Source organism: Pseudoalteromonas sp. NEC-BIFX-2020_002 (genome assembly GCF_013002825.1).
GTDB classification, from domain to species: Bacteria; Pseudomonadota; Gammaproteobacteria; order Enterobacterales; family Alteromonadaceae; genus Pseudoalteromonas; species Pseudoalteromonas neustonica.
Map to the genome: position 1 here is coordinate 135033 of NZ_JABEPJ010000012.1, position 21026 is coordinate 156058.

The following is a 21026-nucleotide window of genomic DNA, read 5'->3' on the forward strand; positions in this document are numbered from 1 at the left end:
TCATCTTTTCCAAACTATCCTCGCGCTCCTATCGACTAATCTTATAAGTAAAATAACTAAGCATCGAGAATCGTGTTTTTTCAATCAACAGAAACATTAATCGCCAAAGCACAGCAAGGTAATAAGCGAGCCTGGCTTAAGCTGGTTAAGCAGCACGAGAGCCGAGTTTATAACCATTGCTTGCGGATGCTCAGTAACCCGGATGATGCCATGGATTTAATGCAAAAGGTGTTTATCTCTGTCTATAAGAGCTTGCCAAGTTTTCGTGGTGAGCCGTGATTTACGTGAGTTAGAACGTGAAAAACGTGACTTAGAGTTTGCTAATCGTCACGATAATAGCGCCGCAGCAAAAGAGCTTGAGCAACGTAAAAAAGCATTAGAAAAAGATATTGCGAAGCTTGAAAAGCAACAAACTACGCTTACTAAGCAGCAACAGCAATTACGCCAAGATATACAGGCAAAGCAGGTTGAACGTGAGAGGCAGCAAGCCGCGGAGCAGCAAAAATTACTCACTCAAGTAAGTACGAGTATCAGCCTTACTCTGTGTGATTACGGCAGTGGGCTACGTAGTTCACCTAATGACGAACATGTTAGCTTTGTTCTGAAAGGGCTCGGTGATAAAAACACCAACTTAATTAAAGTGTTTGATAAATCAGATATTAAAAAATGTGTAGTAGGCGACATAAAAGCCAGCGATTTAGCACTTAAGGCAATTACCTATCAGTTTTAATTTGATAAAAACTTATCCCTGACCAACAAAGCAGTCGTTGTTACAAAGGCTGCTTTTCATTATGTCTTTCATATTCAAATTGTTTATTGAAAGGGGTAATGTCTGGCAAAAATAATAAATACACCCACACCACTAAATTGAAATAGGGTATTAAACCTAAGCACGTAAATGTGCTGATAGGATAACCTTTGATATTAGCATAACGGTGGCATTGGTAAGCTATCCCTAAGTTTACTGCCAACAATAATACAATTAATTGCACCATAACCTTCTCCATAAGTAGACAATAGCATAATAAATAACACATTTGTGTTTATTGAGTATGTTATCGTAGATTGGTGATGTCTTGTTTATTTTTGTTTATCTTACAAAAATAGTGACATTTAAAATCTGTATGAGCAAAGTATAGATGAGATTTCAGCGGATGGAAGTAAAATTTTCATCGGTAAGCTTCAAAAATCAACCATGTTTACTTAGGTGCTTGTTCGTAAAAAGTTTTGTTCTGAGAAATTTTTTCTAGTTCGTAAGGGATTCTTTCAATTGGTACTGGGCGAGAAATAAAATACCCTTGGCCGTAATCAACACCAATTTCTTTTAGTGCTAAAAAGATCTCTTTATTTTCAACGTATTCAGCTACAGAGCGCTTATCGAGCGAGCGGCTAATATCATTAATAGCTTTAACGAGTGCTAAATCAATTGGATCATTGAGCATATCCCGAACAAATGAGCCATCTATTTTGACATGTTGAGCGGGAAGCTGTTTAAGGTAATTAAAGGTGCTAAAGCCGGTGCCAAAATCATCTATCGAAAAATGACAACCTAGACGGTTAAGCTTTTCAATCATTGCGCGAGTAGCTACTAGGTTGTTAATACTTGCAGATTCGGTTATTTCAAAGATTACTCTCGTTGGCGATACCTTATATTCTTCGAGGCTAGATTCTATGTGTGGTAATAAACGTTCATCTAAAAATGATTGTGCAGATAAGTTAATAGCGACTTGATTAAGCTCTGGGTATCGCGAAATTGCAGCTATAGCATTTCGGATCACGCATTGGTCCATTAAGTACGTATCGTTAAGCAGCTCAAGAGACGGAATAAACTGGTTAGGGTAAATTAAATCATCGTTGAGTTTTAATCGTAATAGCGCTTCAAAATAGGCAATGTTACCTCTCTTAAAGTCCCAGATTGGTTGATAGTGTAATTCAATTTGATCTTGTTGCAGTGCTTGACGAATGCTGTGCCCCCATTCAAGGCCTGCTTGCATAGTGTTGTTATCTGAATCGTCTTTTGAGTAGCAATGGACTAAGTTTCGGCCTAAATTTTTGGCAACATATAACGCGATATCAGCTTGTTTTAAACATTCACTCGGATCGTTATTTGCTGCTGTAATTTGGGTTAGGCCAATAGAGCAACTAATGGAATAGATTTGCTCTTCTGACTGGAACTGATGGCCTTCAATTGCCATACAAATACCCTCAGCAACTAAGTGTGCATCAAGCAAGTTAATATTTTTTAAAATGATCGAAAACTCATCGCCACCAATACGACATATCAAATGCTCATCGCTAATATTGGCAATAAATAATTGCGCCACTTCCTTTAAGACAATATCACCTTGTTGGTGACCTTTACTGTCATTAATAATTTTAAAGTGATCAAGATCGATATAAATAAGTGCATGCTCAATTTCGCCATGAGTGAGCTCTGTTTGGCATATATGATTGAGCTGCTGATCAAAATAATAGCGGTTATGTAAGCCCGTTAAAGTATCATGCAGTGCTAAATGACGAAGTTGTAACTCAGCTTGCTTACGTTCATGAATATTATCAATAGTTGCAGTAATGGTCGTTGCATTACTGCTGTTTTTTATCAATTGTAAGCGGCACTCTACCCAAATTGTTCTGCCATCTTTATGGCTTATTTGAATTTCAATTTGTTGCTGTTCAATACCTGCGTTCAAAATACTGCTAATTGTATCGAGTAATTTGGGTTTATCATCAACATGGCAGTAATCAGTTAATGATTTAGTTAGTGTTTCTTTAATACCGTAGCCTGTTAAGGCTTCCCAAGCTGGGTTGATAAAACGAATACGTCCTTGCTGATCAAATTCAAGTACGACAGTATTTAAATGCAGTAAAATTCGTTGATGTGCTGAAAATAGTTCTTTGTAGCGACTCTGACTTTGGCTTAATTGTTCTACTTTTTGCGCAAATTCAGCATAGCTGACCATAAAATCTTCACGACGAGCAGCATGATCACATACTTTGGTTAAAAAAGATTGCTCATAAGGCGCACGGATAAAGTCAGTCACGCCAGACAGTAGTAGCTGCTCAGCGTAATCAGCATCATGCGTATCTATTATTGTTACTATTGCTTGCTTAGGATTATGCTGCAGTATTTCTTTGACTAGTTGATTTGCAGATGCTGCTTGTGCAGCGGTGGCATCGAGCAACACGATAGAAAACTTTTGCTGCAAGTAAATAGACAGCGCTTGCTTATTATTAATGACATGTGTGCAAGCAAAATTAAGTTGTAAATGTTGCTCAATTTCAGCGGCTCTATTGTCATCAGTCTCTAGAAGTAATAGATTTAATCGACTGCTTTTTTCAAGGTGAGTAGAGAGCACATTGGCCAATACTTGTGGCAACATATCTTGGCGCTCAAAAGGCAAAACAGCATCAATACCATAACTACGGGCTGTTGTTTCTGCAATTCGCTCACAATAGATAGGAGGGGTAAGTAATATTGGGGTGTTTTTAGGGGTGCTAAGCAGGCCCGAGCGTATCATTCTCGAGAACCGCCAGCCATCAATTTTACCTACATCAAGCCCTGTAATAATGATATCAACAGCTTGATTTTTTAAAATGTCGAGTGCTTGTTGACTGTCATTAACTTCAATGAAAGTAAATACATTGAGTCTATTGAGGGTGGACTTAATGGTTTGACGTTCAGACAAACTAGCGTTTAAGATCAGCAACTTTAGCTGCTTAGCCATAACGTCATACCTCTTTTTCAGTCATGATTAATTCAGTTGATTAGGATAATGCCATTTGCCATGAACCACAAGAGAACATTACAGGGTATTTTTATTCACCTCCTTAGTTGAGCAAATAGCGCGATACAGTTAAACTTGGCGCGACTTTTTTGATGTGGATGTTCCCTCTTATGCGCGTGGCCGATTTTAGCTTTGACCTTCCTGATGAATTAATTGCTCGTTTTCCTAAACAGGATCGAACCAGTAGTCGATTACTCACCTTAGATGGCCCCAGTGGCGACCTAGAACACAAGATATTTAGTGATGTACTTGATCTAGTTAATGAAAATGACTTGCTTGTATTTAATAACACAAAAGTAATCCCTGCGCGTATGTATGGCCAGAAATCCTCTGGTGGTAAAGTTGAAGTATTAGTTGAACGAGTACTCGACGAGCATCGTGTGTTGGCCCATGTGCGAGCCAGTAAATCACCAAAACCTGGGACCACCATCATCCTTGAAGGTAAAGCTGAGGCAACTATGGTGGGTCGTCATGGTGAGTTATTTGAATTGCAATTTACTGATAGCCAAAATGTACTAGAAATATTGAATGACATTGGCCACATGCCATTACCACCTTATATTGACCGCCCAGACACAGACGAAGACCGTAAGCGCTACCAGACTGTTTACGGTGAAAAGCCTGGTGCTGTTGCAGCGCCTACCGCAGGTCTGCATTTTGATGACGCTTTAATGGCGGCTTTAAAAGCAAAGGGTGTGAGTATGGCATTTGTTACATTACACGTAGGCGCAGGTACATTTCAGCCTGTACGTGTAGATTCGGTTGATGATCATATAATGCACTCAGAATACATTGAAGTGCCTGATGATGTTGTCGCTGCTGTAGCCGCAACAAAAGCCAAAGGTGGGCGAGTTATTGCAGTGGGTACAACGTCTGTACGCTCACTTGAATCAGCAGCAAAGATCCATGGTGGCCAATTAGCCACTTACTTTGGTGATACCGATATATTTATTTACCCAGGTTATGAGTTTAATGTAGTTGATGCCATGGTAACTAATTTTCATTTATCAGAATCAACACTGATTATGCTAGTGAGCGCATTTGCGGGGCAAGATAATATTATGGGTGCATATCAAACCGCTATTGAGCAAAAATATCGCTTTTTCAGTTATGGCGATGCAATGTTTTTAACTCGCAAATAGTTTTTATTGTTAAAGTAGATAAAACCCAACTCAGTGTTGGGTTTTTTAGTTTTAGTTTTACACTTTTAATCGCCGCTTTTAGCCCAATTAATGGTATTGCAGTAGTAAGTAATGATAGAATCGAGCGGTTAAATTATAGCTTGTTGGTGTTCGTGACCAACATCAGTAGTTGGACTGTTTTTCCGACATTGAGGTAAATATGAAATTTGAATTAGACCGTACAGATGGTAAAGCCCGCCGCGGCCGCTTGATTTTTGATAGAGGCGTAGTAGAAACGCCTGCATTTATGCCTGTAGGGACTTACGGCACAGTCAAAGGCATGACGCCGGATGAAGTTAAAGATACTGGTGCGCACATTTGCCTTGGTAACACTTTTCACTTAATGCTTCGCCCTGGGACAGAAATCATCAAGCAACATGGTGGTTTACACGGTTTTATGAATTGGGATAAACCAATTTTAACCGATTCAGGTGGTTTCCAAGTATTTAGCTTAGGCGCAATGCGCAAGATTTCTGAAGAAGGTGTTTTATTTAGTTCGCCAGTTAACGGTGAAAAAATTATGTTATCACCTGAAAAAGCGATGCAAGTACAGCGTGATTTAGGCTCAGATATCGTGATGATTTTTGACGAATGTACGCCTTACCCAGCGACTGAAAAAGAAGCGAAAGACTCAATGGAGCTATCACTTCGTTGGGCTAAACGTTCTAAAGAAGGTCATAGTGATAACCCGTCAGCTTTGTTTGGTATTATCCAAGGTGGCATGTATCCAGAGCTACGAGCTCAATCACAAGCTGGTCTTGAAGAGATTGGTTTTGATGGTTATGCGCTAGGTGGTTTATCAGTAGGTGAGCCAAAGGCTGATATGATTAATATTCTTGATCATTGTGCTTATAAAATGCCAGAGAACAAACCTCGCTACCTAATGGGTGTGGGCAAGCCTGAAGATTTAGTCGAAGCGGTACGCCGTGGTATCGACATGTTTGATTGTGTGATGCCAACTCGAAATGCACGTAACGGCCATTTATTTATTACTGGTGGTATTGTCAAAATACGTAACGCAGTACATAAAACAGACACCGGCCCTTTAGATCCAGAATGCGATTGCCATACGTGTAAAAATTACTCTCGCGCTTACTTACATCACCTTGATAAATGTAATGAAATATTAGGTGCGCGACTAAATACTATTCATAACTTACGTTATTACCAGCGTGTTATGGAAGGTTTGCGTAATGCCATTAGTGAAGGCAAATTAGATGAATTCGTAAATGATTTTTATGCACGCCGCGGCCAAGAAGTGCCAGAGCTTGCTGATACAGAAAATTAAAAAATTAAATTTTATAAAAATTAAAGAGGAAGTGTTATGAGTTTATTTATTTCAAACGCCCACGCAAGTGCGGCAGGTGCAGCTCCAGCCGGTGGTGGTTATGAGATGTTGATTATGCTAGCTATTTTTGGTTTAGTATTTTACTTCTTGATTTACCGTCCACAAGCTAAGCGCGTAAAAGAGCATAAAAGCTTAATGAGCGCGATGGCTAAAGGTGACGAAGTACTTACACAAGGTGGTTTAGTCGGTAAAATTGCTAAGATCTCTGAAGATAAAGACTTCATCGTTATCTCATTGAATGACCAAGCAGAAGTCACTGTACAAAAATCAGCAGTGTCAGCTGTGCTGCCTAAAGGCACAATGAAGTCACTATAATAATAAAAATAAGGACGCCCACGTGTTAAACAAGTTTCCATTATGGAAGTATTTACTTGTTCTAGCTGTGATTGCGATTGGCCTTTTATATGCCTCTCCTAATTTGTATGGTCGTGATCCGGCCATACAAATTTCAGGCACTAAAGGCGCTGACGCTGATCTCAGTGTAGTAGATAAAGTAAATTCCATACTTAAAGATCAAAACGTTACTGTAAAATCAGCAAAACTGGAAGACGGCCAAGTATTGATCCGTTTCAAAAATGTTGAAGAGCAGCTTAAAGCGCAAGATTTATTGCGTGATGGATTGAGCGAAGATTACATCTCAGCCATTAATATGGCCCCGGCGCAACCTCATTGGTTAAAAGCCCTTGGCGGTAACCCAATGAAATTGGGCTTGGATTTAAGTGGCGGTGTTCACTTTACGATGGAAATCGATATGGTCACTGCGGTTGATAATGCGCTTGAGCAAATGAACCAAGATTACAAAAGTGACCTACGTGAAGAAAAGTTACGCTATCGCACGGTTCGCCGTGTAGCGGGTACTGAACGTATTCGTGTTGAAATGCGTAACGAAGAAGACAAAGACGCTGCTGAGCGTTTCTTACAATCACGTTACCCTCTACATAACTTCATCGATGATAGCTCTAACGATAATGCGTTTTACGCGAATATTAGTGATCAGAAACTAAAAGAAATTCGTGACTACGCTATCAAGCAAAACGAAACAATTATTCGTAACCGTATCAACCAAATTGGTGTTGCAGAGCCTAATGTTCAACGCCAAGGTGCAGAGCGTATTATTGTTCAGCTACCAGGTGTACAAGATACAGCCCGCGCCAAAGAAATTTTAGGTGCAACGGCAACGCTTGAGTTTCGTGAAGTGGATGAAAATGCAGATCCGAGTGCCGCAGCACAAGGGCGCATTCCACCTGGCACCGAAATGATCATGAGCCGTGATGGTTACCCTGTGGTATTAAAAAAACGCATCATTCTTGAAGGTAGCCACATTACTGGCGCGCAATCAGGTGCTGATGAGTATCAACGTCCACAAGTAAGTATCAGCCTTGACAGCAAAGGCGGCGCAAAAATGAATGCCTTTACCAAGCGTGCTATTGGCAAGCGTATGGCAACTGTATTTATTGAATATAAGCCATCAGGTAAAACTGACGAAAACGGCAAAGCATTACCGCCAATTAAAGTGGAAGAAGTAATTAACGTAGCAACCATTCAAGCCCGCCTTGATCGTTCGTTCCGTATTACCGGCATTGATAACCCAGCAGAAGCGCATAACTTAAGTTTATTACTACGTGCGGGTGCACTTGTAGCACCAATTCAAATCGTTGAAGAACGTACAGTAGGACCAAGCTTAGGCCAAGAAAATATAGAAGCTGGTATGACTGCGGTTGCATTAGGCTTTCTTTTCGTACTGATATTCATGTTGGTTTACTACAAAGGTTTTGGTTTAGTCGCTAACCTTGCATTGGCAGCTAACTTAGTACTAATAGTGGGTGTAATGTCGCTGATCCCTGGTGCTGCATTAACACTGCCTGGTATTGCCGGTATCGTATTAACGGTTGGTATGGCGGTCGATGCGAACGTACTAATATTTGAACGTATTCGTGAAGAATTGGCTGATGGACGTAGTCCTCAGCAAGCAGTTCATCATGGTTATGACAGTGCATTTAGTACAATTTTTGATGCTAATATTACAACCTTAATTGCAGCAGTTATCTTATTCGCTGTTGGTACAGGTCCGATCGCAGGTTTTGCAGTAACACTTGCCATTGGTATTCTTACTTCAATGTTTACAGCCATTGTTGGTACCCGTGCGGTGATCAACTTATTCATTGGCGGTAAGCGAATTGATAAGCTGTCAATCTAAGGAGCATATATGCAAATTTTAAAATTAGGTGGCAGAACGTTAGGTTTCATGTCACTTCGCAAAGTTGCAATGAGTATCTCAACGCTACTTATTTTAGCTTCGTTTGCTTCTTTCTTTGTGAAAGGTTTAAACTTTGGCTTAGATTTTACGGGTGGTACAGCCGTTGAAGTCGGTTTTGCACAGCCAGCGGATTTAAAGAAAGTACGCTCAGTATTAGCTGAAAATGGCTTCGCAGATGCATCAGTACAATTATTTGGTTCAAGCCAAGAAATTTTAGTACGTCTTGCCCCTCGTGGTGATGATGTAAAAGCTGAAGTTATTGGTAACCAAGTAATTGACGCGTTAAAAATAGCCGATAGTAGTGTAGTAATGCGCCGTATCGAGTTTGTTGGGCCAAGCGTAGGTGAAGACTTAAAAGAGCAGGGTGGCCTTGCCATGCTTACTGCACTTATTTGTATCTTAATATACGTGGCGTTTCGTTTTGAATGGCGCTTTGCCGTTGGCGCTGTAGCTGCCCTCTTACACGATGTTATTCTTACTTTAGGTTTGTTCTCAGTATTAGGTTTAGAGTTTGACTTAACCATTTTGGCAGCAATACTAGCGGTAATAGGTTATTCACTTAATGATACGATCGTTGTATCTGACCGTATTCGTGAAAACTTCCGTAAAGTGCGTATAGATGACACTGTTGAGATCATTGATATTTCGTTAACGCAAACACTTAACCGTACCTTAGTAACATCAATCACCACTATTTTAGTATTGATTGCTTTGTTTTCTTGGGGCGGGCAAACAATTCACGGTTTTGCAACCGCGCTATTGTTTGGTGTGTTCATTGGTACTTACTCTTCTGTTTATGTTGCCAGCGCCGTTGCTATTGCAATGGGTGTAAGCAAAGAAGATTTAATACCAGAAGTAATCGAAAAAGAAGGCGCAGACTTAGACCCTATGCCGTAGGCTGGTTCTTAATAGAACAACTAAGTTTTCGTTTAAAAACCGCTCATTGAGCGGTTTTTTGTTTTTGGGTATTAAATTTTTAGGGCTGACCCTTACGCCGCGCAAATCAAGCTCAGATAACATATCAAACCTGCGCGAGGTAAACTCCCGCCTACGGGCGTGATTAACTCGGGCGTGTAAAATCTCTTAAATCTCCTATTTCTAAAATGCGATGTATTATATATAATGAGAATCATTATTAAATATGGATGTAATAAAAGTATGTTAAAGCAACTTGTGTTAGTAAGCAGTCTGTTCACACTCGCAGCATGTAATGATTCAGAACCAAAGCAATCAGCGGCGACCGAAAAAGGTCCATTAACTTCGCTTGAGCAGTATGATTTACAAGCCAAGACTTTATTGGCTAACATACGAGCAAAAAAAGATGCAGCAAGTTTAGAGGTTGAATCAGCTGACTTAGTCACGGTTTCACAAGTACTGTTGAGTGAGTTTACGGTTAAGTACCCGCAATGTACTGAGTATTTAAATGCACTTAATGCCGCAGCTAAATTGATCCCAACGTTGCCGATAGAAGAAATTGAAACGGGTTATCATGCTGATGGCAAATTACCAAAATTTGATGACCCAGTTTGCTATCATGCGAAAGACTTACTTGTACACCCTGCAACAGTACAGGCAATTGCACGTTTAGGTTTTGTTGATGAGCAAGCATTTCAAGATGCAGAACTTGAAATTGTTGAAGTAATAGCTCATTTTGATCAAGTACAAAAAGCACTGAATAAATAACGGATAATACAAATGAGGGTGGGCTCTGACATGAAATTGTCATACACCCTTGATACTTTAGCCGCTTCCCTATTTAAGTATTGGTCGGTCAAGGTGAATTATCAGCTAGCGATACTCGAAGATATACTACAAAACAGTGCAATAACAACGCTTTTCCAACCCATTTTTGATATTTCAGGACAACAAATTTTAGGCTATGAGGCACTCAGTCGCGGGCCTAAATCGTGCGTGTTAGAGATGCCAAGTGCCTTATTTAGTACCGCCGTATATTTTGAAAAAATCTCCGAGCTAGAGTTACTATGTCGCTCTAAAGCAATTGAAAACTTTGTAAACTTAAAGCTGCAAGGTAAATTATTCTTAAATGTGAGTCCTAAAACACTTTTAGATCCTTGCCATCCAAAAGGGGAAACGTTACATCTTGTTGAACACTTTGGTTTAGCTGCAAATAGAGTTGTTATTGAAGTCACCGAACAAGAAAAGGTGGATGATGGTTTTTTACTCTTAAAAACCATCGGGCATTATCGAAAACTTGGTTTTTCAATTGCTATAGATGACCTAGGTGCGGGCTATTCTGGTTTAAAACAATGGTCAGAACTATGCCCTGATTACGTAAAAATTGATCGTTATTTTATAGATCATTGTGATGAGAGCGTTGTTAAAAAAGAATTTTTAAAATCGATTATTGAACTGGCAAAAGTAACAAATACCGCAGTAATAGCCGAAGGCATTGAACGTGTTGAAGAGCTCAGTTTACTTGAAGGGCTGGGCATTATGCATGCTCAAGGTTTTTTATTAGAAAGACCCAGTCAATCCCCCAGCACACAGTTTAATTCTAAACAATTACAAGGGTTAAGTTTTACGCCTCCTAGTAATCAATACGATCAATCATTAGTAATAGGCCGTCTAGCGGTAGAGCATGTACCAATTGATTGGCAAACACGCTGTAAAGATGCACATAATATTTTTGAAAAAAATAAATCCATCATAAGTTTAGCGGTAGTAAATGAAGAGAATGCCCCCATTGGTTTACTGCATAAAGACCAGCTTACTGAAGTATTTGCGGCACCTTATGGACATGCCCTCTATGATAAACGCCCTGTTACTGCGCTAATGCACAAGCAACCTTTAGTTGTTGATGAAAATCAACCACTTGATACCGTAAGCCAACAAATAACAGAAAATGACTTCGACATTCGCCGCCATATTATAATTACTCGTACAGGTCGGTATCTAGGATTAGCGCCGTTACGTGATATTCTAAAACACATTACAGCAGAGAAAATCCGTCATGCTCAGCATGCAAACCCCCTTACAATGTTACCTGGAAATGTGGCGATTAATGAGGCAATTGAGAGCCGTTTACGTGTGAAAAATGGGTTCTCACTTGCTTATATAGATTTAAACCATTTCAAGCAATTTAATGATCTATATGGTTATGCCAGCGGAGACAGCGTAATAAAATTACTGGCAGATGTAACCGTTCAAGCTTGTAAAGATGTTCCCAGTTTTGTGGGTCATATAGGTGGCGATGATTTTATGGTGGTGTTTGATAATGATCAGGCAGTTGCTGTTTGTAATACCATTATCAGCAACTTTGAGTTGCAATCACGTGCTTTTTTTACGCCGGAGCATATCGCCAGTGGAGGATATTGGGCCTCTAATCGAGAAGGTGAAAAACAGTTTGTACCGTTATTAACATTATCGATAGGTGTTGTAGAACCTGATTTGGATCAATGCATTAATAGTCATCAAGTTGCGGCCTTAGCAACAGATGCGAAAAAAGAAGCTAAGCGATATCGTCATAGCTATTTATTTGTGTGTAATCGACGAGGCCCTGCGCCTGCTGTTGTACGCTTAAGTTCAGATAAACAAGCAGTATAAAGTTTACTTAATAGGTACGTATTTTACTTGAGTATTTACTCATCAAGGTGTAGCTTAAAAAAAACACTAGAATATAACTCTGATGACTAAATATTTTTTCTCGTTAGTTTCACTGTTCGTAATGCTGTATGTAAATAATACGCAGGCTCAACAAGCTATTAATATAGCGCAAGAGCAACGCCCACAATATAAGCGCGATGAATATTTAACAACATTGCTCACTCTCGCGCTCAATGCGGCTGAACAGCCAGCCAAACTCAATACGGTTAATGTGCATCCACACCAGCAGCGTACTCTTATTGCGTTAGATAGCGACGCAATTGACTTGTATTGGAGCATGACTAGTCCAGATCGTGAAACGCTAGCAATCCCTATTAAAGTTCCTTTATTTAAAGGATATATAGGAAAACGCGCCTTGGTTACACAACAGGCTTTTTTAAATAGATTTGAGAATATAACAACGCTCGATCAATTAGCATCGTTTACAGCAGTGCAAGGGCATGATTGGCCAGATACAAAAATTTTAGCAAGCAATGGCTTGTCAGTTCGCCCATTGGCTAACTATGAAGCCATGTTTGGTTTGGTCGCAAATGGCCGTGTCGACTATTTTCCACGTTCTTTTATTGAGGTCAGCTCTGAGCTAGTACAAGTTAACAATAAAGCATTAGTGATAGTGCCCAATATATATATTAGTTATCCTAGTGCATTTTATTACTTTGTTACAAAGCGAAAACCAGAGCTTGCTGATGCATTATATAAAGGGCTTGAAATCATGCAAAAAAATGGTTCTTTTGATGCGCTATTTATGAAGTACTTCTCAGCTGATTTAAAAGCATTACCTTTTGAATCAGAGGGTGTCATCGAAATAAAGCTAGATAACCCTTATTTTAAGCCATAAAAAAGGAGCCAAAGCTCCTTTTTTAGTATTAACCAGGTTTTAATTCGCTATTAACGAAGTAAAGCTTCAGTTAATACAGGGCGAATCTCACGAATAATTGCTTGCGTAAGTTTAGGTGAGCCGCAGATAATGTTACCGCTGTGGTTATAGTTATTACCACCTGCAAAATCAACAACCATACCGCCAGCTTCTTTAACCATTAATTCACCTGCAGCGCTATGCCATGGTTTTAAACCAATTTCAAAGAAACCATCAACGCGCCCAGCTGCAACATAAGCCATATCTAATGCTGAGCTACCTGCACGGCGAATATCAGCAGTATGTACAAATAAGGCTTTGAATGCTTCAGTGTATGCATCAATGTGGTGTTTGTTTTTGTATGGGAAACCAGTGGCAAGTACAGTACCTGACAGTACAGTCGTTTTGCTTACACGAAGACGCTTGCTATTTAGCTGTGCGCCTTGACCACGAGAGGCAGTGAAAAGCTCACCACGAATAGGATCGTAGATAACAGCTTGGTCTAAACGACCTTTTACTTTAAGTGCGATAGAAATCGCATAATGAGGAAGACCTTTGATGAAGTTTGTTGTGCCATCAATAGGATCTACAATCCATTGGTAATCTGCATCCTTGCCTACATGTTCGCCTAACTCTTCACCAACAATAGAGTGAGCAGGGAAAGACTGTAAAATAGTGTCACGTATTACGGCTTCGGCTTCTTTATCAATATTAGTTACTAAATCGTTAGTGCCTTTTTGTTGCACTTCAACTTTTGATAAATCTTCACTTGCGCGAAGTAAAATTTTGCCTGCGTTGCGCGCAGCGCGAACCGCAATGTTTAACATTGGATGCATGGTATACCCTTGGGTTGTAAAAGAACGTTTATATATTTCAGCCGGCATATTCTAGCGATTTTTGACACAAAGTAAACAATAAAGCCTAAATAACTTTGTGTGTTTTTTATACGTTATTGTTTACGATAAGGTTTGTTGGTATTGTTTTCCGTCAGCCGTCAGCCGTCAGCCGTCAGCCGTCAGCCGTCAGCCGTCAGCCGTCAGCCCATAAATTTGCATTCTATGGTTTTTGTTCCTATATATTCAACTTATCGTCTATGGACTGGAAATATAATGAACTTTGAAAATTTAGCTGTATGGAAGCGCTCAGCAAGATTAAGCGCTGATATTTATAAATTTACGGTAGAGCTAACCGATTATGGTTTTAGGAATCAATTTACCAGATCGAGTTTGTCTGTACCTAGTAACATAGCCGAGGGAATGACTCGCGAAAGTAACAAAAAGAGCGAGTTAGATTCTTAGATATTTCTAGATCTTCGTTAGCGGAAGCGAGAACACAAATTTATATCGGGATAGACATTAATTATATAAATAAAAATATCGGCGTTCAGTGGATAAATGAAACAATAGAGCTATCAAAAATGTTGACAGCTCTAAAGGAAAAAATCAAAGCTGATAGCTTTTCTCTATGTTATAATCCGCGCAATTTTGGTATGAGTTAAGTGGCATAGTAATGATCTTAGATGACATCCGTATTGTTTTAGTAAACACCTCACATGCTGGTAATATCGGCTCAGCGGCACGCGCAATGAAAACCATGGGTTTATCAAAACTTTATTTAGTTGACCCAGCGTGTGAAGTCGATAGTCATGCCAGTGCATTGGCTGCAGGTGCAACAGATGTACTTGGTAACGCTGTGATTGTTGATACGGTTGCAGATGCAATTGCGGGTTGTGCACTAACGATTGGCACGAGTGCGCGTTCGCGTACATTATCTTGGCCGATGGTAGAGCCACGCGAGTGTGGAGAAAAGTTAGTTGCAGAAGCCGTAAATGGTCCTGTAGCACTTGTCTTTGGTCGTGAAAACAGTGGTCTAAGTAATGAAGAACTGCAAATGTGTAATTATCATGTATGCATTCCCGCTAACCCAGAATACAGTTCACTTAACCTTGCAATGGCCGTTCAAACGCTATGTTATGAAACACGCATGGCATTTTTAAATGAGCAGCCAAAAAAAGTCGAGCAAGATGACGCAGTATACCCAAGTTCAAAGCAAACAGAGTTGTTCTACGATCATTTAGAGTCAACATTGTTGGATACTGGTTTTATTATCAAGCAGCATCCTGGCATGGTGATGACGAAATTACGTCGTTTATTTAACCGTGCTCGCCCAGAGGATGCAGAACTAAATATTCTACGCGGTATTTTAACTTCAATAAATAAGTCTACTAAATAAGCGAAAGTTATAAGGCAATATACCCACTAATACTTGACTAAATTACTCAAGTAATTACAATATGCACAATACCTGACTAAAATAGTCGGGTATTGAAGAATATTGAAGGCTCTAAGCTCACGGCTCTATAGCTGATTCGATATAATACTTGATTATTTTACTCTGGTAATTAAAATTTGCACTCTTTAGTAGTGCGGGGGCTCTATGAAGTTAACATCAAAAGGCAGATATGCCGTCACAGCGATGCTAGATGTTGCACTACATACAAGTGTAGGGCCAGTTCCCCTTGCCGATATTTCAGAACGACAAGAAATTTCGTTGTCGTATCTTGAACAATTATTTGCCCGATTACGTAAAAATGGTTTAGTAAGCTCAGTGCGCGGTCCAGGTGGAGGTTATCTACTTGGTCGAGATCCAAGTGCAATCTCGGTGGGCGATGTAATAAGCGCCGTCGACGAATCAGTTGATGTAACGCGCTGTCATGGCGCAACAGGCGGTTGTCAAAGCGGTATGCGTTGTTTGACACACACTTTGTGGTCAGATTTAAGTGCCCGCATAGAAGATTTTTTAAATGGTATTACCCTTGCTGAATTGGTGGAAAAGTCAGATGTGAAAGAAGTCGCATCTCGCCAAGATAACAGCGTTAATAATGCAATTAAGCAATTGGAAAATATTCAAGTAAGCTGTCAACTTTAGGTTGGCGTCCAGCGGAGAAAGAAATGAAGTTACCGATTTATTTAGATTACGCAGCAACCACGCCAGTTGACGAGCGTGTTGCAAAAGAAATGATGCAATGCCTAACAATGGACGGCAATTTTGGTAACCCTGCATCACGTTCACACCGTTTTGGTTGGCAAGCTGAAGAAGCGATCGATCAAGCACGTACTGATATCGCAGATTTAATTAACGCAGACCCACGTGAAATCGTTTTCACATCGGGTGCGACAGAATCAAACAACCTTGCAATCAAAGGTGCAGCACAGTTTTATAAAAAGAAAGGTAAGCATATTATTACCGCTAAAACTGAGCATAAAGCGGTTATAGATACATGTCGTGAATTAGAGCGTCAAGGTTTTGAAGTCACTTATATGGACGTTGAAGAAAACGGCCTACTTGATCTGCAAAAACTAGCTGACACAATGCGTGATGACACCGTATTAGTGAGCATTATGCACGTTAACAACGAGCTAGGCGTAATTCAAGATATCGCAACGATTGGCGAAATGTGCCGTGAACGTAAAATTATGTTTCATGTTGATGCAGCGCAAAGTGCAGGTAAAGTATTAATCGATATTCAACAGCTTAAAGTTGATTTCATGTCGTTCTCAGCACATAAAATGTATGGCCCTAAAGGTATTGGCGCATTATATGTACGTCGTAAACCACGTGCACGCCTTGAAGCGCAAATGCACGGTGGCGGCCATGAGCGCGGTATGCGCTCTGGAACTCTAGCGACTCACCAACTTGTTGGCATGGGTGCTGCGTTTAGAATCGCAAAACAAGATTTCGAAAAAGATTACGCCCATATCGCAGCGCTACGTAAGCGTTTGATTGATGGCATTATGGCTGATATGGAAGAAGTGTACTTCAACGGTACACCTGATCAATCAGTACCAGGAATTGTTAACATCAGCTTTAATTTTGTTGAAGGTGAATCGTTATTGATGGCTGTTAAAGATATTGCTGTATCATCAGGTTCTGCCTGTACATCAGCAAGCTTAGAGCCTTCTTATGTATTACGTGCGCTTGGTCGTAACGATGAATTAGCACACAGCTCAATTCGTTTTAGTATTGGCCGTTTTACCACCGAAGAAGAGATTGATTATACCGTCAATTTAATGAAAAACTCTATCGGTCGCTTACGTGAGATGTCGCCTCTTTGGGAAATGCATCAAGAAGGTGTTGATTTGGATTCAGTTGAATGGGCACATCATTAATTGATGTGCACATCCGCTAGCAGGTAGTGAGGATAGTATTATGGCGTATAGTAATAAAGTAATCGATCATGTTGAAAACCCACGTAACGTAGGTGTTTTAGACAAAAATGACCCATCAGTAGCAACGGGTATGGTTGGCGCACCAGCATGTGGTGACGTTATGAAGCTGCAAATTAAAGTATCAGCTGAGGGCGTAATTGAAGACGCTAAATTTAAAACATACGGTTGTGGTAGCGCAATAGCTTCATCATCACTTGTAACAGAGTGGGTTAAAGGTAAGACATTAGATGAAGCATCTATGATCAAAAACACTGATATCAGTGCTGAGCTTGAATTACCACCAGTGAAAATTCACTGTTCAATTTTAGCTGAAGATGCAATCCAAGCGGCAATTGCAGATTACAAAAGTAAACAAGCGAAGTAAGAGATAAATCATGGCAGTGACATTGACAGAAGCGGCAGTAAACCGCGTAGAATCATTTTTAGCAAATCGCGGAAAAGGCCTTGGCTTACGCGTAGGCATTAAAACGACGGGCTGTTCAGGTCTTGCATATGTTCTTGAGTTTGTAGACGAGTTATCTGATGGCGATGAAGTATTTGAATCCCAAGGGGTTAAAGTAATCGTTGATGCTAAAAGCTTAGTTTATATTGATGGTACTGAACTTGATTACACCAAAGAAGGTTTGAACGAAGGGTTTAAATTTATTAACCCAAATCAAGCTGACGAGTGTGGTTGTGGCGAAAGTTTCACAGTATAAACAATAAAGTGATTGTATTCTTAAGCCCTGCACCTGTAGGGCTTTGTTCTATCTGAATTTTAAGCCAATATGTTAATTTGGCATGGTTGGAATTATGCGCTATTTTGAGTTATTTGCGATACCGGTTGATTACAATGTGGATTTGGTAAAAGTCAGTAAAAATTACCTAGATCTTCAGCGTGCTGTTCACCCTGATCGTCATGCTAATGCCAGCAGTCGTGATAAGTTATTAGCTGTCCAAAATGCCGCAGAAATTAATGACGCACTACAAATTTTAAAGCATCCGGTAAAACGTGCCGAGTACATGCTCAGTGAATTAGGTGTTGATATTCGTGCTGAGCAGCAAACACTGCAAGATCCGCTGTTTTTAATGCAGCAAATGGAGTTACGCGAAGAGCTTGAAGAGTTAAGCGCAAGTCACGATCCTGATACCGCGATTGCCCATTTTGAACAACAAATAAAACAACTTGATAGCCAATATAGTGCGCAGCTTGCGGAGCAACTAGCAAGTAATGATGAACAGCAATGGCAGCTTGCCGCGGATAACATTCGTAAATTAAAGTTCGTGTACAAATTGCGTGATGAATTAGAACGTATTGAAGACAGTTTATTCGACGATTAATTATCTAACTTACTGAACCATTGGTAAGTCAAACAAGAGTTAAAGAGCATTATGGCATTATTGCAGATTGCTGAGCCGGGGCAGAGCGCGGCACCACATGAACATAAGTTAGCAATAGGTATTGACCTTGGTACGACCAACTCATTAGTTGCGACAGTACAAAGTGGCGAAGCCCGTACATTAACCGATGTTAATGGCGCAGCCATGTTACCGTCTGTTGTACGTTATACCGCTGATGGTATCACAGTGGGCGAACTTGCTGCTCAAGCTGCAACACAAGACCCTGTAAATACTTTAATTTCAGTTAAGCGTTTTTTAGGTAAAACTCAAGCTGAAATAGAGCAAAGCTACGGTCAATTGCCGTATGATTTTTGTCAGCACGATGGCGCATTAGCGATTACCACCGCAGCTGGCAACATCAGCCCAATTACAGCTTCAAGCGACATACTAAAAGCATTAAAGCAACGCGCCGAAGAAAGCTTTGCAGGGCAAGATATTTTAGGTGCGGTGATCACGGTGCCAGCTTATTTTGATGATGCACAGCGCCAAAGCACCAAGGATGCCGCAGAACTTGCTGGCATTAATGTACTGCGATTATTAAATGAACCAACAGCCGCCGCGGTTGCTTATGGTTTAGATTCTGGCCAAGAAGGCATTATCGCTGTTTATGATTTAGGTGGCGGTACGTTTGATATTTCAATCCTGCGTTTAAACCAAGGTGTGTTTGAAGTATTAGCAACGGGTGGAGATTCAAGCCTCGGTGGCGATGATTTTGACTCATTATTAGTCGATCACTTTAAGCGTGAAACCGGTGTGATGACGTTATCTCCATCAGTGTTGCGCTTGTTCATTAATAAAGCAAAAGCCTGTAAAGAAGCGCTCAGTAAATATGCCAAGGTAAATGTTGGGCTAGAGTTTGACGATGAAAAACACATGGTTGAAGTCACTCGCGAAAAGTTTGAAGAACTCGCCATGGTACTGGTTAAAAAAACGCTTCGTTCGTGTCGCAGAGCAGTTAAAGATGCTGGCATTACAAATGATGAAGTACTGCAAGTCGTGATGGTTGGTGGTTCAACCCGTATGCCAATTGTACGCAGTCAAGTTGCCGAGTTTTTTAATAAAGAGCCACTTACTTCTATCGACCCTGATCGCGTAGTTGCACTGGGCGCGGCATTACAAGCTGATGTATTAGTAGGTAATAAGCCTGATTCAGACATGTTATTACTTGATGTATTACCATTGTCCCTAGGCTTAGAAACAATGGGTGGTTTAGTCGAAAAAATCATTCCACGTAATACCACAATACCGGTTGCTCGCGCACAAGAATTTACGACCTTTAAAGATGGTCAAACGGCGATGTCGTTACATGTACTGCAAGGTGAGCGTGAGCTGGTTGATGATTGTCGCTCATTGGCTAAATTTAGCTTAAAAGGTATTCCACCAATGGCAGCCGGTGCTGCGCATATTCGTGTTACCTTCAAAGTAGACGCCGATGGTTTACTTAGCGTATCAGCCATGGAAAAATCAACCGGCGTACAAGCTGAAATTCAAGTTAAACCATCGTTTGGCTTGTCAGATGACCAAGTTGCTAACATGCTTAAAGAGTCAATGACCAATGCTAAAGGTGATATGCAAGCGCGTATGCTTAAAGAGCAGCAAGTTGAAGCATTACGTGTTATTGAAGCACTTTATGCATCATTGGCAACCGATAGCGCTTTACTTGATGAAAAAGAATTAGCTAACTTGAATGCTGAAATTGCTAAACTGGTAACAGTTCGTGAGACAGCCATCGAGCCAAATGAAATAAAAGCAGCCATTGAGAAAGTTGATAACGCCAGTAGTAAATTTGCTGAGTTAAGAATGGATGCATCGATTAAAAAAGCACTGCAAGGGCAGTCAGTAGACAACGTTTAAAAGAGGTTAGAATGCCACAAATTATTTTTCTTCCCCATCCGGAATTATGTCCTGACGGCGCTGCAATTGATGCACCAAGTGGTGAAACAGTACTTAATGTTGCACTTAAAAACGGGATCAGTATTCCGCACGCGTGCGAAAAGTCATGCGCATGTACCACTTGCCATTTAGTTATCCGTGAAGGGTTTGACTCACTTGATGAAAGTGACGAGCTTGAAGACGACATGCTAGATAAAGCATGGGGCTTAGAGCCTGAATCACGCTTAGGTTGCCAAGCAATCATCCGTGATGAAGACTTAATAGTTGAAATACCAAAGTACAACCTCAATATTGTTAATGAAGATCATTGATTTTGAGCTCAGCTATAAGCTGTAAGCCTTAAGCTGTATAGAAAACACCGCGCTCAATTTGAACGCGGTGTTTTTTTTTCTAGATATGAAAAACCAGCGCGAGATAAATGCCCGCCTACGGGTTGGCATTGGTGTTTGGACTCGCGTAGGCGGGACTTTACG

The 21026-nt window shown here is 40.4% G+C and carries 21 protein-coding genes and 1 pseudogene; 19 read left to right on the plus strand and 3 right to left on the minus strand.

From position 1 onward, the window contains the following. Nucleotides 1-72 precede the first annotated feature (72 nt). Together HJP15_RS21970 and HJP15_RS14490 are read left to right on the plus strand one after the other, a co-directional pair. On the plus strand, nt 73-279 hold the full coding sequence (locus HJP15_RS21970; protein WP_349304635.1) for an RNA polymerase sigma factor: 207 nt from the start codon (nt 73-75) through the stop codon (nt 277-279). Continuing rightward, nucleotides 269-730: a hypothetical protein gene (locus HJP15_RS14490; protein ID WP_170174054.1), complete on the plus strand. Its 462-nt coding sequence runs from the start codon at nt 269-271 to the stop codon at nt 728-730. The genes HJP15_RS21970 and HJP15_RS14490 overlap by 11 nt, the downstream gene beginning before the upstream one ends. Nucleotides 731-770: 40 nt before the next feature. Here HJP15_RS14490 and HJP15_RS14495 read toward each other — a convergent pair whose 3' ends face one another. Together HJP15_RS14495 and HJP15_RS14500 are read right to left on the minus strand one after the other, a co-directional pair. Next, nucleotides 771-995 (minus strand): hypothetical protein, encoded by a 225-nt coding sequence (locus HJP15_RS14495; RefSeq protein ID WP_054204475.1) that lies wholly within the window; start codon nt 993-995, stop codon nt 771-773. A gap of 204 nt (nt 996-1199) precedes the next feature. Beyond that, nucleotides 1200-3725 (minus strand): EAL domain-containing protein, encoded by a 2526-nt coding sequence (locus HJP15_RS14500; protein ID WP_170174055.1) that lies wholly within the window; start codon nt 3723-3725, stop codon nt 1200-1202. A 170-nt stretch (nt 3726-3895) separates the two neighbouring features. Here HJP15_RS14500 and queA point away from each other — a divergent pair, with 170 nt between their 5' ends. The 8 genes from queA to HJP15_RS14540 all read left to right on the plus strand — a co-directional run bounded on the left by queA (nt 3896) and on the right by HJP15_RS14540 (nt 13033). Continuing rightward, on the plus strand, nt 3896-4927 hold the full coding sequence (gene queA, locus HJP15_RS14505; RefSeq protein WP_054204473.1) for a tRNA preQ1(34) S-adenosylmethionine ribosyltransferase-isomerase QueA: 1032 nt from the start codon (nt 3896-3898) through the stop codon (nt 4925-4927). A 199-nt stretch (nt 4928-5126) separates the two neighbouring features. Beyond that, the gene (gene tgt / locus HJP15_RS14510) at nt 5127-6254 is read left to right on the plus strand and encodes a tRNA guanosine(34) transglycosylase Tgt (RefSeq protein WP_054204472.1); all 1128 of its coding nucleotides are present in this window, start codon (nt 5127-5129) and stop codon (nt 6252-6254) included. Nucleotides 6255-6290: 36 nt separating this feature from the next. Further along, entirely contained in the window at nt 6291-6629 is a 339-nt protein-coding gene (gene yajC / locus HJP15_RS14515; protein ID WP_054204471.1) for a preprotein translocase subunit YajC, read from the plus strand. Nucleotides 6630-6651: 22 nt separating this feature from the next. Beyond that, nucleotides 6652-8511, plus strand: coding sequence for a protein translocase subunit SecD (gene secD / locus HJP15_RS14520; RefSeq protein ID WP_054204470.1), 1860 nt, complete (start codon nt 6652-6654; stop codon nt 8509-8511). Between the two features lie 9 nt (nt 8512-8520). After that, entirely contained in the window at nt 8521-9468 is a 948-nt protein-coding gene (gene secF / locus HJP15_RS14525) for a protein translocase subunit SecF (RefSeq protein ID WP_054204469.1), read from the plus strand. 261 nt (nt 9469-9729) lie between these two features. After that, a complete protein-coding gene (locus HJP15_RS14530; protein ID WP_054204468.1) occupies nt 9730-10254 on the plus strand; it encodes a hypothetical protein in 525 nt (174 codons plus the stop codon). A 30-nt stretch (nt 10255-10284) separates the two neighbouring features. Beyond that, nucleotides 10285-12135: a GGDEF domain-containing protein gene (locus tag HJP15_RS14535; RefSeq protein WP_082916330.1), complete on the plus strand. Its 1851-nt coding sequence runs from the start codon at nt 10285-10287 to the stop codon at nt 12133-12135. An 82-nt stretch (nt 12136-12217) separates the two neighbouring features. Next, the gene (locus HJP15_RS14540; protein WP_064435722.1) at nt 12218-13033 is read left to right on the plus strand and encodes a substrate-binding periplasmic protein; all 816 of its coding nucleotides are present in this window, start codon (nt 12218-12220) and stop codon (nt 13031-13033) included. A 50-nt stretch (nt 13034-13083) separates the two neighbouring features. On the opposite strand, the gene suhB is transcribed toward HJP15_RS14540, so the two are convergent. Then, a complete protein-coding gene (gene suhB / locus HJP15_RS14545; RefSeq protein WP_054452814.1) occupies nt 13084-13887 on the minus strand; it encodes an inositol-1-monophosphatase in 804 nt (267 codons plus the stop codon). Between the two features lie 273 nt (nt 13888-14160). Here suhB and HJP15_RS14550 point away from each other — a divergent pair. The 9 genes and pseudogenes from HJP15_RS14550 to fdx all read left to right on the plus strand — a co-directional run bounded on the left by HJP15_RS14550 (nt 14161) and on the right by fdx (nt 20864). After that, nucleotides 14161-14549: pseudogene (locus HJP15_RS14550) on the plus strand (four helix bundle protein). 11 nt (nt 14550-14560) lie between these two features. Further along, nucleotides 14561-15283, plus strand: a complete 723-nt coding sequence (trmJ, locus tag HJP15_RS14555; protein ID WP_054204461.1) for a tRNA (cytosine(32)/uridine(32)-2'-O)-methyltransferase TrmJ — start codon at nt 14561-14563, stop codon at nt 15281-15283. A 204-nt stretch (nt 15284-15487) separates the two neighbouring features. Continuing rightward, the gene (gene iscR, locus HJP15_RS14560; protein ID WP_054204460.1) at nt 15488-15979 is read left to right on the plus strand and encodes a Fe-S cluster assembly transcriptional regulator IscR; all 492 of its coding nucleotides are present in this window, start codon (nt 15488-15490) and stop codon (nt 15977-15979) included. Between the two features lie 23 nt (nt 15980-16002). Continuing rightward, entirely contained in the window at nt 16003-17220 is a 1218-nt protein-coding gene (locus tag HJP15_RS14565; protein WP_054204459.1) for an IscS subfamily cysteine desulfurase, read from the plus strand. Between the two features lie 40 nt (nt 17221-17260). Then, complete coding sequence (iscU, locus tag HJP15_RS14570) at nt 17261-17644, plus strand: Fe-S cluster assembly scaffold IscU (RefSeq protein ID WP_054204458.1); 384 nt, start codon at nt 17261-17263, stop codon at nt 17642-17644. 10 nt (nt 17645-17654) lie between these two features. Next, complete coding sequence (iscA, locus tag HJP15_RS14575; protein ID WP_054204457.1) at nt 17655-17978, plus strand: iron-sulfur cluster assembly protein IscA; 324 nt, start codon at nt 17655-17657, stop codon at nt 17976-17978. Nucleotides 17979-18072: 94 nt separating this feature from the next. Beyond that, entirely contained in the window at nt 18073-18600 is a 528-nt protein-coding gene (gene hscB, locus HJP15_RS14580) for a co-chaperone HscB (RefSeq protein ID WP_169327912.1), read from the plus strand. Between the two features lie 51 nt (nt 18601-18651). Beyond that, complete coding sequence (hscA, locus tag HJP15_RS14585; RefSeq protein ID WP_170174056.1) at nt 18652-20514, plus strand: Fe-S protein assembly chaperone HscA; 1863 nt, start codon at nt 18652-18654, stop codon at nt 20512-20514. A gap of 11 nt (nt 20515-20525) precedes the next feature. Next, a complete protein-coding gene (gene fdx, locus HJP15_RS14590) occupies nt 20526-20864 on the plus strand; it encodes an ISC system 2Fe-2S type ferredoxin (RefSeq protein WP_054204454.1) in 339 nt (112 codons plus the stop codon). Nucleotides 20865-21026 lie beyond the last annotated feature (162 nt).